This window comes from Mycobacterium sp. SMC-8 (assembly GCF_025263565.1).
Taxonomy (GTDB): Bacteria; Actinomycetota; Actinomycetes; order Mycobacteriales; family Mycobacteriaceae; genus Mycobacterium.
Genome location: NZ_CP079865.1, coordinates 684256 through 698881 on the forward strand (window position 1 = coordinate 684256; position 14626 = coordinate 698881).

Annotated in this window: 12 protein-coding genes; 3 read left to right on the plus strand and 9 right to left on the minus strand. The window is 67.7% G+C overall.

Translation table 11 applies throughout. From position 1 onward, the window contains the following. A complete protein-coding gene (locus KXD97_RS03440; protein ID WP_260755474.1) occupies positions 1 to 1128 on the minus strand; it encodes a hypothetical protein in 1128 nt (375 codons plus the stop codon). Positions 1129 to 1214: 86 nt separating this feature from the next. On the opposite strand from KXD97_RS03440, the gene KXD97_RS03445 reads away from it, so the two are divergent. Further along, complete coding sequence (locus KXD97_RS03445) at positions 1215 to 2138, plus strand: IclR family transcriptional regulator (protein ID WP_260755476.1); 924 nt, start codon at positions 1215 to 1217, stop codon at positions 2136 to 2138. On the opposite strand, the gene KXD97_RS03450 is transcribed toward KXD97_RS03445, so the two are convergent. From KXD97_RS03450 to KXD97_RS03470, 5 genes are all read right to left on the minus strand, one after another. Continuing rightward, a complete protein-coding gene (locus tag KXD97_RS03450) occupies positions 2131 to 4215 on the minus strand; it encodes a RecQ family ATP-dependent DNA helicase (protein WP_260755477.1) in 2085 nt (694 codons plus the stop codon). The genes KXD97_RS03445 and KXD97_RS03450 overlap by 8 nt on opposite strands. Positions 4216 to 4259: 44 nt before the next feature. Further along, positions 4260 to 4391 carry a hypothetical protein gene (locus KXD97_RS03455; RefSeq protein ID WP_260755478.1) on the minus strand — a complete coding sequence of 44 codons (132 nt, stop codon included), beginning with the start codon at positions 4389 to 4391 and terminating at the stop codon, positions 4260 to 4262. Positions 4392 to 4530: 139 nt separating this feature from the next. Beyond that, positions 4531 to 5586, minus strand: a complete 1056-nt coding sequence (dmpG, locus tag KXD97_RS03460; RefSeq protein ID WP_260755479.1) for a 4-hydroxy-2-oxovalerate aldolase — start codon at positions 5584 to 5586, stop codon at positions 4531 to 4533. Then, positions 5583 to 6500 carry an acetaldehyde dehydrogenase (acetylating) gene (locus KXD97_RS03465; RefSeq protein WP_260755480.1) on the minus strand — a complete coding sequence of 306 codons (918 nt, stop codon included), beginning with the start codon at positions 6498 to 6500 and terminating at the stop codon, positions 5583 to 5585. Before KXD97_RS03465 ends, dmpG begins: the two co-directional genes overlap by 4 nt. A 9-nt stretch (positions 6501 to 6509) precedes the next feature. After that, positions 6510 to 7295 (minus strand): 2-keto-4-pentenoate hydratase, encoded by a 786-nt coding sequence (locus KXD97_RS03470; protein ID WP_260755481.1) that lies wholly within the window; start codon positions 7293 to 7295, stop codon positions 6510 to 6512. Between the two features lie 73 nt (positions 7296 to 7368). On the opposite strand from KXD97_RS03470, the gene kstD reads away from it, so the two are divergent. Then, on the plus strand, positions 7369 to 9066 hold the full coding sequence (kstD, locus tag KXD97_RS03475) for a 3-oxosteroid 1-dehydrogenase (RefSeq protein ID WP_260755482.1): 1698 nt from the start codon (positions 7369 to 7371) through the stop codon (positions 9064 to 9066). 16 nt (positions 9067 to 9082) lie between these two features. After that, the gene (locus KXD97_RS03480; protein ID WP_260755483.1) at positions 9083 to 9955 is read left to right on the plus strand and encodes a MaoC family dehydratase; all 873 of its coding nucleotides are present in this window, start codon (positions 9083 to 9085) and stop codon (positions 9953 to 9955) included. A 43-nt stretch (positions 9956 to 9998) separates the two neighbouring features. On the opposite strand, the gene KXD97_RS03485 is transcribed toward KXD97_RS03480, so the two are convergent. From KXD97_RS03485 to KXD97_RS33060, 3 genes are all read right to left on the minus strand, one after another. Further along, a complete protein-coding gene (locus KXD97_RS03485; RefSeq protein WP_260755484.1) occupies positions 9999 to 10481 on the minus strand; it encodes a hypothetical protein in 483 nt (160 codons plus the stop codon). 113 nt (positions 10482 to 10594) lie between these two features. Then, the gene (locus KXD97_RS33055) at positions 10595 to 12016 is read right to left on the minus strand and encodes a hypothetical protein (RefSeq protein ID WP_313901341.1); all 1422 of its coding nucleotides are present in this window, start codon (positions 12014 to 12016) and stop codon (positions 10595 to 10597) included. A 635-nt stretch (positions 12017 to 12651) separates the two neighbouring features. Then, a complete protein-coding gene (locus KXD97_RS33060; RefSeq protein ID WP_313901342.1) occupies positions 12652 to 14085 on the minus strand; it encodes a hypothetical protein in 1434 nt (477 codons plus the stop codon). Between the last annotated feature and the right edge of the window lie 541 nt (positions 14086 to 14626).

Genomic DNA, 14626 nt, shown 5'->3' on the forward strand with positions numbered 1-14626 from the left:
TCAACCCACCATTCTCTCGCCGATCTGCCTCTGGCGCAGCGCGATCCGCGCCCGCCAGTCCTTCTCTGAGATCTTGTTCGATTCGTAGTACGGCAACGCCGCGGCGACGCCGTCGACCTCGACCAGCTCGACGGTCGGCCCGTCGGCGGGGGTCAGCTCACGGGACACCCGCTGCCAGCGGAACTGCAGGAAACCCTTGCGATGACCGAGGGTCTCCACCCAGTTGGTGACGCCGGGGTTCTGCTCGCAGACCACGATGCGGATCTTGCCGTCCGGATCCGCCTGCGCCTGAGTGCCGTTCAGTGACGTCTGGTGATTGATGTAATCCAGCGAGATGTACCACAGGCTGCCGAGCTGGAAACCGAGGTACGGCGCGTCCGGGACCGGGATCGTGAGGACCAGTGCCTGATCGGGGGCGAGGTCGAACTGCCCCGCCGACGAGTACTGCGTGGCAAGGCCGCCGGGTGTGAGCCTCGGCGCCACCATCGAATTCGGCGGGGTGTCGTTGTAGAACCACTGCGGGAACTGCAGCCATGTCTTGACACGCTGCACCAGCTGCTTGCCGGCGACCGCATAGCGCTTCTCGATGAGCTCACGAGTCAGCGGCGGCGGCGCGGTACCCGCGGTGTCGGTCCGGGCGATCGCGAAGGTGCCACGCTGCGCGGACCAGTCGTTGTAGACCTCGCGGATCACCAGCTGCGACGGCACCTCTGGAGTGAACCGCCACTCGAAGGTGCCGTCGGCGGCGATGTCGAGCTTGCGGTCATCGAAGGCCGTCTCGCTGTCGGGCACGACTTCGTCGGTGTACTCACCGCCGAGCAGCTGGAAGCTGACGTCGGTGGTGGTGCCGCGGCGGCCGGTGACGACGTACTCGTGGCCCGGTTGCACGCGCGTGCCGAAGTACAGCGTGTCGGGGTTGTCCAGGCCCATCTTGGTGAACGGCCCGGTCCCGCTGTGCAGGAACGGATGGTCTCGGTCGTAGTCGAAGGCGACATGCGTGCATGCGGCGACGCACCCCGCCAGGTATTGCAGACCCTCCAACAGGTCGGCCTCGGATTCGATGAACGGGGCGTCGGCGACGAGCTTCTCGGCTTCGGCGATGGCATCGGCCAGTGGCTGCGTGAACACAACCCCGAAACTAGAACCTGTTCTACCTTGAGTCAATATATCGACCGGACTGTTCCAAATATGAACCACAAAGTACCGTTACGTGCATGCCGCCAGCCGTTCCGGGACGCGCGTCGCCCCCCACCGACCGGGTGGTGCGCATCCTCGACTTCCTCGCCGGCCGTCCCCGGGAGCGGTTCGGGGTGTCCGAGCTCGCCCGCCGGGTCGGTTTGACCAAGCCGACGTGCCTGGGCATCGTGACCTCCCTGACCGAAGCCGGTTATCTGGTCCGCGACCCTGCCGACAAGACCTACCGGCTGGGCCCGTCGCTGATCACCCTGGGACACCGGGCCCAGGAGTCGATGCGCGTGAGCCCCGCCGTCAGGGAGCAGTTGCGCGTACTGTCCTCGCAGTTCGGTGCGACGGCGGCGCTCTCGGCGATTGTGGACGACCGGATCACGCTGCTGGAACTCATCGCCCCCGCGGGCCACCGCCCCGGCGTCGAGGTCGGGCAGAGTTACCCGTTCGCGCCCCCGGTCGGCCTGATGTTCGTGCTGTGGGATGACGAAGCCGAGCGTGACTGGCTCAGCAGGCCACCCACGATTCCGCTGCGAACCGATACCGAGCGGCTCAGGCGGGTGGTCGCCGCGTGCCGCGCCGACGGCTATCTCGTGGAGCGGCAGACCCCGGGCGGACGACGTCTGTATTCGCTGATGGCCGGCATGCCGACCGAGTTGCCCGACGAGCTGCGGGCCCTACTCGGCGAGCTTGTCTCCGACATCGGCGAGCGGGTGTACCTGCGTGCCGAGAGCTCCGGTCGAGGACGGCACGAAATCAGCGTGATCTCCGCCCCGGTGTACGACCATTACCGGCGACAGGTGATGGTCGTCTCGCTGCACGTCGGAAAACCGTTGACCGACAACGAGATCACAGAGCGCGCGCGTGCCGTGGTGGCAGCCGCCGATGCTGTCACCGCACAGCTGGGCGGCGACGGGCCGAGCGGCCAAGACGGGTCGGCCGCGCTCAGCTGACGGCGGCCAGCGCGAACGGCAGCACGTCCGCGGCGCCGGCGCTGCGCACCGTACGAGCGGCCATGGTCATGGTCCAGCCGGTATCGGTCAGATCGTCGACCAGCAGCACCGTGTCCCCGTCCACCTGCGGAGGGTCGGCCCACGCGCCGTGAAGTGCTGCGACCCGGTATGCCGAGTTGGCTGCCGCCACCGGCCGGTGCAGCGGCGAGTACTGCAGGAGGCCAAGGTTTTTCAACCGGCCAACCTCGGCCAGGCGCGCCGCGAGCGAAGAGATCAGTCGCGGGTGAGTCGCCGAGTCGAGCGCGAGCACCGCGGTGGGGCGCTGCTGCCAGTCCCACGCCTTCAGCACCCCGATGGCCGCACCCACCACATCCTCGGCGGCCTCGCCATCGGGTTCGGCCAACAACTTTCGCAGCCGCGCCCCCCAGCCGAGGTCGGTGAGCCGGCCGATCACCCGGCCAGGTGACGCACCGTCGGAAATCCGGCCCGACAACTCGATGCCCAGTTTCCCAAGCCCTGTCGGCCACTGTTTGCGCGGGGCGATCTCCACCCCAGGCCGCATCAGACGTTCCCGGGTCGCTTCGGCCTCCGCCGCCCCGACGTCGGCGCGATACCGCGGACCGGCGCAGTTGTCGCATCGACCGCAGGGCTGCGGTCCCAGTTCCGGATCGTCGAGCTGGCTGCGCAGGAACGCCATCCGGCACCCGCGCGTGGTCTGGTAGTCGAGCATGGCCTGCTGCTCGCGTCTGCGCGCCTCGTCGAGCCGGCGGTAGCGGGCTTCGTCATAGACCCAGGGCTGCCCGGTGCCGATCCAGCCGCCCTTGACCCGCCGGACCGCCCCGTCGACGTCGAGCACTTTGAGCACCATCTCCAGCCGGGACCGGTTCAGATCCACCAGCGGCTCCAGCGCCGCCGTGGACTGGGCACGGTCAGGTTCCAGCACATCGATCACCTTGCGCACCATGGCTTCTGAAGGAAACGCAACCGAGGCGAAGTACCGCCACACATCGGCGTCTTCACGCCCGGGCAGCAGGATCACCTCCGCGCTGTCCGTCGACCGCCCGGCGCGACCCACCTGCTGGTAGTAGGCGATCGGCGAGGATGGCGCGCCGAGGTGCACGACGAAACCGAGGTCCGGTTTGTCGAAGCCCATGCCCAGTGCCGACGTGGCGATCAACGCTTTGACCCGGTTGGCCAGCAGATCGGCTTCCAGCTGTTCACGTTCGGCCGCTTCGGTGGCGCCGGTGTAGGCGGCCACCGTATGGCCCTGTTCGCGCAGCAGGGCCGCGACGTCGTGGGCCTGGGCAACCGTCAGCGTGTACACGATGCCCGATCCCGGTAACGAATCCATGTGGGCGGCAAGCCATGCCGCGCGCTGGGCGGGACCGCCGGCCTGCACCACCGACAATCGCAGCGACTCACGGTCCAGCCCTCCGCGCAGCACCAGCGTGTCGTCCCCGACACCTGAGCCGCCGACTCCCAATTGGGTGGCGACATCGGCGACGACCCGGTCGTTCGCGGTGGCCGTGGTGGCCAACACCGGGACGCCGGCGCCCAGTTCGGAGATCAGGGTCCGGATCCGCCGGTAGTCGGGCCGGAAGTCATGACCCCAGTCCGATACGCAGTGCGCTTCGTCGACCACCACCAACCCCGCATCGGCCGCCAGCGCGGGCAGCACCGCGTCGCGGAAGTCGGGGTTGTTCAAGCGTTCCGGACTCACGAGCAGAACGTCGAGCTCACCGGCCGACACCCGCTGGTGCACGGTGTCCCACTCGGTGACATTGCTGGAGTTGATGGTCGCCGCGCGCACACCTGCCCTACCGGCCGCGTCGACCTGGTTGCGCATCAGCGCGAGCAACGGTGACACGATCACCGTCGGTCCCCGTCCCTCGGCCCGCAACAGCTTGGCGGCGATGAAATACACGGCGGACTTGCCCCATCCGGTGCGTTGCACCACCAGCGCGCGACGGCGGTGCACCACCAGCGCCTCGATGGCCGTCCACTGATCGTCGCGCAGCCTGGCGTCAGGGCCGGCTAGTTGTTCGAGTAGCGCCTGGGCCTCGGTTCGCGTCGCCATCACCCCATCCTGCCGGGTGGGTACGACGAGGTGAGGTGACCGGGTCAGCTGCCCTGGGCGTCCGACGGCTCGATGAGCTGCGGCGTGTCAGCCTCGGTGCCGGTGCTGCTCCACACCGCCTGCGCCACCGGCGTCGGGGTCAGCTCGATGCCGCACTCCGTCCTTAGCGTGCTCACCGGCTGGTGGATGCTGCCTCGTCGGCCCAGGGTTGGGAGCAATCAGCGGGCCGGAGCCGGCTGCGCGTGGCGATCGGTTGACCGCTCCCCTGTGCCTAGCCGGTCGTCCGACAGCCAAAACCCGCGGTCGGCCTCCCGGTCAGGTGGCGCTGGACTCCATCTCACGTTTGATCTCCAGCGCGATGTCGATCAACTGGTCCTCCTGGCCGCCGATCAGCTTGCGCTGCCCCGCACGGTGCAGCAGCTTGTGAGCCGGCACGCCGTAGCGTTCAGACTGGCGGATCGCATGCTTGAGGAAGCTGGAATACACCCCGGAGTAACCCATGATCAGCGCGTTGCGGTCGAGCAGGCACTCCGCCGGCATCGCTGGCGCCACCACCTCTTCGGCGGCGTCGGCGATGTCGAAGAAATCGATGCCGGTCTTGACGCCGATCTTGTCGAACACCCCGATGAGCGCCTCGACGGGCGCGTTGCCGGCTCCGGCGCCGAACCGTCGGCACGATCCGTCGATCTGCTTGGCGCCGGCACGCACCGCCTCGATGCTGTTGGCGACCCCGAGCCCGAGGTTTTCGTGGCCGTGAAAACCGACCTGCGCGTCGTCACCCAGTTCGGCGACCAGCGCGGCGACCCGGTCCCGCACACCCTCCAGTACCAGCGCGCCGGCCGAATCAACCACGTAGACGCACTGGCAGCCGGCGTCGGCCATGATGCGGGCCTGTTTGGCCAGCTTCTCCGGTGGGATCGTGTGGCTCATCATCAGGAAGCCCACGGTCTCCAGCCCGAGCTCACGCGCCAGACCGAAGTGCTGGATCGACACATCGGCTTCGGTGCAGTGGGTGGCGATGCGGCAGATCGAGCCGCCGTTGTTCTGGGCCTCCTTGATGTCCTCCTTGGTGCCCACGCCGGGCAGCATCAGGAAGGCGATCTTGGATTCGGTGGCCGTCTCGGCGGCCAGCTTGATCAGCTCCTGCTCCGGGGTCTTGGAGAACCCGTAGTTGAAGCTCGACCCGCCGAGGCCGTCACCGTGGGTCACCTCGATGACCGGAACCCCGGCCGCATCCAGCGCGGCGACGATGGCCTGCACCTCGTCTTTGGTGAACTGATGGCGCTTGTGATGCGAACCGTCGCGCAGCGACGTGTCCGTCATCCGGACGTCCCACATGGGGTTGAAGTAGATCTCCTCGGTGACACTCATGCCTGGCCTCCTGCCTGCACCGCCAGCGATTCCTTCGCGATTTCTTCGCCGACTTTCGTCGCTGCCGCGGTCATGATGTCCAGGTTTCCAGCGTAAGGCGGCAGGTAGTCTCCCGCACCCTCCACTTCGATGAACGTGGTCACGACGTGGTTGCCGCCGTTGACCACCGACGGCTCGTCGAACTGCGGCTCGTTGAGCAGCCGGTAGCCCGGCACATAGGTCTGCACCTCGGCGACGACATCCTTGATCGACTGGGTGATCGCGGCATGGTCCGCATCCTCGGGGATCGCGCAGAAGATGGTGTCGCGCATGATCATCGGCGGTTCGGCCGGGTTCAGGATGATGATCGCTTTACCGCGCTGCGCGCCGCCGATGTTCTGCACCCCGGCGCTGGTGGTCTTGGTGAACTCGTCGATGTTCGCGCGGGTGCCCGGACCGGCCGACGCCGACGACACCGACGCGACGATCTCGGCGTACGGCACTCCCACTACGCGGGACACCGCGTACACGATCGGGATCGTCGCCTGGCCGCCGCAGGTCACCATGTTCACGTTCGGCGCGTCGAGGTGCTCACGCAGATTCGCGGGCGGGATCACCCCCGGGCCCACCGCGGCAGGCGTCAGGTCGATCGCCCGGATGCCGGCCTCGGCGTAGCGCGGGGCCGCGTCGCGGTGTACGTAGGCGCTCGTCGCCTCGAACACCATGTCGGGCTTCTCCGACTGCGCCAGCAGCCAGTCCACTCCTTCGTGCGAGGTCTGCAACCCGAGCTTGCGCGCCCGTGCCAGGCCCTCACTCTCCGGATCGATACCGATCATCCAGCGCGGCTCAAGCCATTCCGAGCGCAACAACTTGTACAGCAGATCGGTACTGATGTTTCCCGATCCGACGATCCCCACGGACAATTTGTCAGCCATTGATGGCTCCTATTCGAAATCCAGTCGTACTGAACCTAACCCGCTGAAGTCGGCGACGAAATGGCTGCCCGGAGGTGCATCTATCGCACGGGTGCACGAACCCGGAAGCACGATGTCGCCGGCCTTGAGCCGGACGCCGAAACTCTCCACCTTGCGGGCCAGCCAGGCCACCGCGGTGACCGGATTCCCCAACACCGCATCACTGCGCCCCTCGGCCACCACCTCCCCGTTGTTGGTCAAAGTCGCCGTGATGCCCCTTATGTCCACGTCCTTCGGCGACACCCTGGCCTCGCCCAGCACCCAGCCGGCCGAACTCGCGTTGTCGGCGATGGTGTCGCACAGCTTGATCTGCCAGTTGGTGATCCGGGTGTCGATCAGCTCGATGGCGGGCGCGAACGCCGCCGTCGCGGCCAGCACGTCGTCCTCGGTGCAGCCGGCGCCGGGAAGGTCGTCGGACAGGATGAACCCGACCTCGACCTCGACCCGCGGATACAGATATCGACCGGAGCGGACTGGAACATCTTCTAAGACCTGCATCTCGTCGAGCAGGTGCCCGTAGTCGGGCTCGTCGACGTTCATCATTTTCTGCATGGCCTCCGACGACAGGCCCACTTTGTGCCCGATCACCCGGGCCCCCTCGGCCACCCGCTGGCGGATGTTGATCAGCTGGATCTTGTAGGCGTCCACCACGTCGATGTCGGGGTGACCGTCGGTCAGCGGGGCCATCGGTACGCGGCTGCGCTCGGCCTCGGCCAGGTCGGCGGCGAGCTTCGCGCGCACCTCGTCGGACAACATTTACGTGAAGTCCCTTCGTTTCGTCGACCGGCACAGTTGTTAGTCGGCCGGGCAATTCTATAACGTGTTCTACATGACGGAGCAGGAGTATGACGTCGTCGTGGTCGGCAGCGGAGCGGCCGGCATGGTCGCCGCCCTCACCGCGGCCCATCAGGGCCTCTCGACGATAGTCGTTGAGAAGGCCCCGCACTACGGTGGTTCCACTGCGCGGTCAGGTGGTGGGGTGTGGATCCCGAACAACGAGGTCCTCAGAAGCGCAGGGGTCAAAGACAGCCCAGCCGCTGCCTCCGAATACCTGCACTCGATCATCGGTGACGTAGTGCCGGCCGAGAAGATCGACACTTATCTTGAGCGCGGTCCCGAGATGCTGTCGTTCGTGCTCAAGCACTCTCCGCTGAAGCTGTGCTGGGTCCCCAACTACTCCGACTACTACCCGGAGACGCCCGGCGGCAAGGCCACGGGCCGCTCGGTGGAACCGAAGCCGTTCGACGCCAAGAAACTCGGTGAGGACCTGCCCGGGCTCGAACCGCCGTACGGCAAGGTGCCGATGAACATGGTGGTGATGCAGCAGGACTACGTCCGGCTCAACCAACTCAAGCGGCATCCCCGCGGCGTGTTGCGCAGCCTCAAGGTCGGCATCCGGTCGGTATGGGCGAACACCACGGGCAAGAACCTGGTGGGCATGGGCCGCGCGCTGATCGCCCCGCTGCGCATCGGCTTGCGTGACGCCGGGGTTCCGGTGCGGCTCAACACCGCGATGACCGACCTCTACGTCCAGGACGGCGCGGTTCAGGGGATCTACGTACGCGACACCACCGCTGCGGAAAGCGCTGAGCCGCAACTGATCCGCGCGCGCCGAGGAGTGATCCTGGGCAGCGGCGGATTCGAGCACAACGAGCAGATGCGGGTGAAGTACCAGCGCGCACCGATCACCACGGAGTGGACTGTCGGGGCCAAGGCCAACACCGGCGATGGGATCGTCGCCGCCGAGAAGCTGGGTGCGGCGCTCGACGTGATGGAGGACGCCTGGTGGGGGCCGACGGTGCCGCTGGTGGATTCGCCGTGGTTCGCGCTGTCGGAGCGCAACTCCCCCGGCTCGATCATCGTGAACATGGCAGGCAAACGCTTCATGAACGAGTCGATGCCGTATGTCGAGGCGTGCCACCACATGTACGGCGGCCAGTACGGTCAGGGCCCCGGACCGGGCGAGAACATCCCGGCCTGGCTGGTGTTCGACCAGCGCTACCGCGACCGCTACATCTTCGCCGGACTGCAACCGGGACAACGCATTCCGAAGAAGTGGCTGGAGTCCGGCGTCATCGTCAAGGCCGACACCCTCGACGAACTGGCCGCCAAGACGGGTCTGCCGGTCGACGCGTTCAAGGCCACCGTCGAGCGCTTCAACGGGTTCGCCCGCTCCGGGGTGGACGAGGACTTCAAGCGCGGTGAGAGCGCCTACGACCGCTATTACGGCGACCCGACCAACAAGCCCAACCCGAACCTCGGTGAGATCAACCAGGGTCCGTTCTATGCGGCGAAGATGGTGCCGGGGGACCTCGGCACCAAGGGCGGCATCGTCACCGACACCCGGGGCCGCGCGCTGCGCGACGACGGGACGGTCATCGAAGGGCTCTATGCTGCGGGCAATGTCAGCGCCCCGGTGATGGGACACACCTACCCCGGCCCCGGCGGCACCATCGGACCGGCGATGACGTTCGGTTACCTGGCGGCGCTGGACATCGCCGGGGCAGCCCCGGCCGCATCGAAGTAAAGGAAGGACACAAGGCGTGCCCATCAATCTCGACGAGGCCATCGGCGCCGAACTGGATCCGGTCGAATTCTCGTGGACCAGTAGCGATATCCAGCTCTACCACCTCGGTCTCGGCGCCGGCACGGATCCGATGGACAAGGCGGAGCTGCGCTACCTCGTCGACCACACCCCGCAGGTGCTCCCGACGTTCGGCAACGTCGCGCAGAGCTTCCACATGACCGAGCCGCCCGCGGTGAAGTTCCCCGGCATCGACATCGAGCTGAGCAAGGTGTTGCACGCCAGCGAGGCCGTCACGGTGCCAGGACCCATCCCGGCGTCGGGCACGGGTATCGCGGTCACCCGCTTCACCGAGATCTGGGACAAGGGCAAGGCCGCCGTCATCTGGTCGGAGACCACGGTCAAGGATCCCGACGGGACGCTGCTGTGGACCCAGAAACGGTCCATCTTCGCCCGCGGTGAGGGCGGTTTCGGCGGTGACCGCGGACCGTCCACCTCGACCAATGCTCCGGACCGCGCCCCCGATCTCGAGCTCACCGTCCCGACATCACCGCAGCAGGCGCTGCTGTACCGCATGTGCGGCGACCGCAACCCGCTGCACTCCGATCCGGACTTCGCTGCGGCAGCGGGCTTTCCGCGTCCGATCCTGCATGGGCTGTGCACCTACGGCATGACCTGCAAGGCGCTCGTCGACAACCTGTTGGGCGGCGACGTCTCAGGGCTGAAGTCCTACGGCGCCCGGATGGCGGGCGTGGTGTTTCCCGGCGAGACGCTGCGGGTGAGCGTCTGGAAGGACTCCGGAGACACGCGGGGCGCCTACACCGCCGTGGTCACCGCACCCGAGCGCGACAACGCGGTGGCGCTGGCCGGCGTCGAGTTCGTCCCGGCCTGACCGGCAGAGCTCGGTGCCGTTTACTCGCAGAGCTCGGTGCCGTCTACTCGCAGAGCTCGGTGATCCTCGTGGACGCTGCCTGTGCATCGTTCATCCGCGTGGTCTGCGTGGGATCATTACCCGGCGCGCCCGCGAGCTGGCTCATCCCGATGTACTCCAGGTTGGTGGCGAAGGTGCGCACCTCGCCGGCGAGATCGGACGGCACGTCACCGTCGAGCCGGGACAGCAGGAACTGCCCGCCGCCCAGCGTGGCCAGCCGCGCGTTGGCCGCGACTGCCTGCACAGCGACGGGGTCGTCGCCGAGATTGGCGTTGGTCTGCAGCGACACCGCGTTACGCACCAGGTCGAACGCGGCACACACCCGCGCCTTGGGATCGGTGGGCTGGTCGGCGGGGGCCGAGGACGTCTCGCTCGACGGGGAACTCACCAGCGTCCATACTGCGACGGCCAGCGCCGCGACGGCGATCACCAGGGCGGCGATGACGAGCTGATTGGTGCGGCTGGACGGGTTTCCGAACTCGGGCATCGGGCGATCATAGCCCGGCACCAAAGCCACCCTTCGGCAATGACTTTCAACGGACCTTCGGCGTCGCTTTCCTCGCCTGATCCGCCGGCGGCAGAGCGTGCCATCAAGCTGGATCAGGCGTCGGCGGCGCCGGCATCGCCTCCTGGATCGGGGCTTCCGTTGGCCCCGTCGCTTCCCCCCGAGGTCCCTGACCCGCCGGTGCCACCAGTGGCGGTGCCACCGTCGGAGGCTGTGGCGTCGCCGCCGTCGCCGCCGTCGCCCCCGCTACCGCCGAGCACTCCACGGGCACCACCGTTGCCGCCGTTACCGCCGATGGCCTCCTCGTCACCGGTCGCGTCGCCACCGTCGCCGCCGTCACCACCGTCGCCGGTGAAGGTGCCACGGCCGCCGTCGCCGCCTCCTCCACCCGTCGCTGTGCCGTTGTCTGAGGTGGCGTCACCGCCGGCACCACCGTCGCCGGCGTCCCCGGTCGAGGTGTTGCCACCAACACCGCCGGCACCGCCGGTGGCCGAGCCGTCCGTATTGAACGCCGCGCCGCCTTGGCCGCCGGTACCTGCGACCCCGCCGCTGGAGAATCCGCCGGCACCACCGGCACCGCCGACTGCGGACGAGCTTGCCGCACCACCCGTGGCGTCACCACCCTCGCCGCCGGCACCGGCTTGGTCTCCCACGCCGCCGGCACCACCGGCACCGCCGGTCCCCGTGCCGAACTCGGAATAGGCCCATCCGCCGTAGCCTCCGGTCCCGCCGCTGCCACTCCAGGAGCCACCGGCGCCACCCGCCCCTCCAGACCCGCCGGTGGCGCTGGTCAGTTCGTTGACTCCGTCCTCCGGCGTCGGGTCGTCCAGGTCGTTGTTGTTGAACGTGCCACCGCCGTTGCCGCCGTTGCCACCGTTGCCGAACAGCAGGCCACCGCGACCGCCGTTGCCGCCGTTGAACGGACCTGAAACGAGGGTGCCGTCCGCCGCATATATGGCATCACCGGCGTTGCCGCCGGCGCCGCCGTCGCCGAAAAGGAAACCGCCGCGGCCGCCTGCCCCGCCAGCGCTGGCTGCGTACAGGACCTCCTGGGTCTCCTCATCGATGACCTCCAAGCCGTCACCGCCGCGGCCGCCGTTGCCGCCCCAGAATCCGGCATTACCGCCCTTGCCACTGTGCAGACCATTGCCGCCGTTGCCCCAGAGCAGACCGCCGTTACCTCCGTTGCACGCGGCCCCTTCGCAGCCTTCGACCGCGTTGACGCCGTTGCCGATCAACCATCCGCCATAGCCGAACATCGGCCGCCACACCGGATTGGCACTCACCTGCCCAAGCACCTGAAGCTCGTCCTTCTTACGGTCGCTGCCTCCGTTGAGCGACAGGAACAGACCGTCATCGAGCAGGAGTTCCTCGTTTGACACCAACTGCACGTTTATGGCGCTTGGCGTCGGTGCTTGCTCGCTGGTCACCATCAGTGCGCCGACGCCCGCGAGGGCCGCCCCGGCGATTCCCGCCGTGATGAATGATGTGACCGGCAGAGCGTGCGCACGCTTCATTGCGTGATTGGCCATAAGTCCCCCTGTGAGTGTTTTGCGATATTGATCCACCTCATGCGTCCCCCGATGAGCGGCGCACATCAACCCCCGAACGGCAAGGCGCAACCGGACTGTACGACTTTGCTGAAAGCAGCGTCAATAGGTAATCGGATCCAGTTCTTCGGTACGAAATTACCCATTTGAATCCAACATAATCTGCTCGCAGAGCTCACCTGGAGCGCATTGCCGATATTCGCTCCTCGGCTTAGCGAGGCGACTTTGGTAGTGGTTTCCTTCGCAAAATACTTAGCGGACAATACGTTTGACGACGGAAAGAAACTGGCGAGCCGCCACAGAGCGTTCCGGCTTCCCAGGAATACCGAACCGTCCTGGTCGTCACCGACCGGGCCTTCAACCTCATGACGGTGATCGGTGACGGCTACCACGCAGAATTTGCTGCACTATTCAAATAGTGACTCTGACACGGACCGGACATCGGTCACCCTGCGCCTCTGGCCCGTCGGCATGAAGGCCAGAACCGCGATGTCGCGCCTGAAACCAGCATGGCATCTGCACAGTCACCGCGGCGATGCCCGGAAACGGCTGCGGGCGTCGACTCCGAAGAGTCGACGCCCGCAGGTCTCGTGTGGGACGGGTCAGTCGTCGCCGTCAGTCGCCGAACCGTTGGCGCCGTCGTCGCCGCCGAAGGCGCCTTCGCCGCCGGTGCCGCCTGTTGCGCCGCCGTCGTCGTCGGACACGGCGTCCCCGCCGTCACCGCCGTCACCGCCATCGCCACCAAAGCCGCCGCCGCCGCCCGCGCCGCCGTTCCCGCCGGTGGCCTTCTCATCGCCGTCGGCGTCGCCACCGTCGCCGCCGGTACCGCCGCCGCTGCCCGTCAGGTCGACCGAACCACCGTCGCCGCCCCGGCCGCCGGTCGCGTTGCCGCCCTCACTGACGGCGGTGCCACCGTCGCCGCCGTCGCCGCCGGTGCCCAGCCGGACACCGCCGCCCGAGCCGCCGTTGCCGCCCACGGCGTTCGCGGCGTCGCCGGTGGCATTGCCGCCGTTGCCGCCATTGCCACCCTCGCCGGTGCCGCTCGTGCCTCCGGAACCACCGTTACCGCCACGGGCGGTCTTGCCCGACGCATCGGCTTCGGCGTCGCCTCCGTTGCCGCCGTCGCCTCCGGTGCCGCCCGCATTCGAGTGGGCCACGCCTCCGCGCCCGCCGCTGCCACCGGTGGCGTTGCCGTTCTCCGAACTGGCCGCACCGCCGTCGCCGCCGTGACCGCCGTGTCCGTTGAGCACACCCGCGGCACCGCCGGCCCCCCCTGCGCCGCCTGCGGCGTTGTTCTTGGCCGACTCGTCGACGTTGGGGGTCGACGAGTCATTCGGGATGTTCAGGTTGTTGGAGTCCGACCCGCCGCTACCGCCGTTGCCCCCATTGCCGAGCAGGTAGCCGCTGTCACCGCCCTTGCCGCCGGCCAACGCGCCGTTCTTCTTCTCGTTGCCGGCGTAGACCGCGTCGCCGCCCTTGCCGCCGTTGCCGCCGTTGCCACGGACCCAGCCGCCCTTGCCGCCGGCACCGCCGGCCGTTGCGGCGCGCACGATGTTGCCGTTCGCATCGAGAACGGCATCGCCGTCGCCGCCGTTGCCGCCGTTACCGAACCAGAAGCCGCCGTTGCCACCCGTGCCGCCGTGGGCGCCGTTGCCGCCGTTGCCCCACAGGATGCCGCCGTTTCCGCCGTTGCAGGCATCGCCCTGGCAGTCGTCGGCCGCGTTCAGGCCGTTGCCGATCAGCCACCCGCCGTCACCGATCATCGGGCGCAAGGCCGGGTTCGCGCTGAGCAGCGCCGCATCCGACGGTGCGCTCTCGCGACGGTCGCTGCCGCCGTTGAGGGAGAGCCAGTAGATCTCTTCCTCGTCGGCGACGAGCTGCACCTCGATCGGGGCGGGAACCGCGGCCTCGCTGTCCGCCAGCAGCAGTGTGCCGACCCCGGCCAGCGCTGCGCCGGTGACCCCGGCCGTCAGGCCGGCGGTGAGATAGGTACGGATCGCCAGCGAGCGGTTGCTTTTCTTGGCATGCCTTGCCATGGGTTAACCCCCTGTCTAGTTACGTCGAATCCCGCCACCAAGCCCCGCTTTGGCAACGACTAGACAGTCTTACCAGAGCAAGCCGGGTAAATCTGAGTTTTGCTGTAGCAGACCGCAGGGTTCGCCCGCACGACGCTTCCCGTCCACTGTCACGATCCGGCGCCGGCGCATGCGCGTCGGGACCACACGCAGGTCGGCGACGCAGATCTGAACTAACGTGCCGAGCCCGGCCGCGCGGATGGCGTAGGTGATCTGCGCAAACGCCGAGCGACACCCGGCGGTGCCATATCCTTGCACTTACAACCGCGAATCGACACTTCGGCTATTTATTCGGCTACACATCCAGAGGCCGCCCAGTCCGGCACGCTCGCAACCCGCAACAGGCGGTTTGCTGACCTGTTGAAAAATGCTCCGGCCAGCTATTGCCAAGCTCAAGTACCAAGACCAGTGGAGAAAACTGCAGCCGGTCTGCCCAGTGCTGTGCGCCGGCGCCGCCCCCTGCCGAGTTCCGCTCCAAGTTCCGCTTCAGAGGTCGCATACG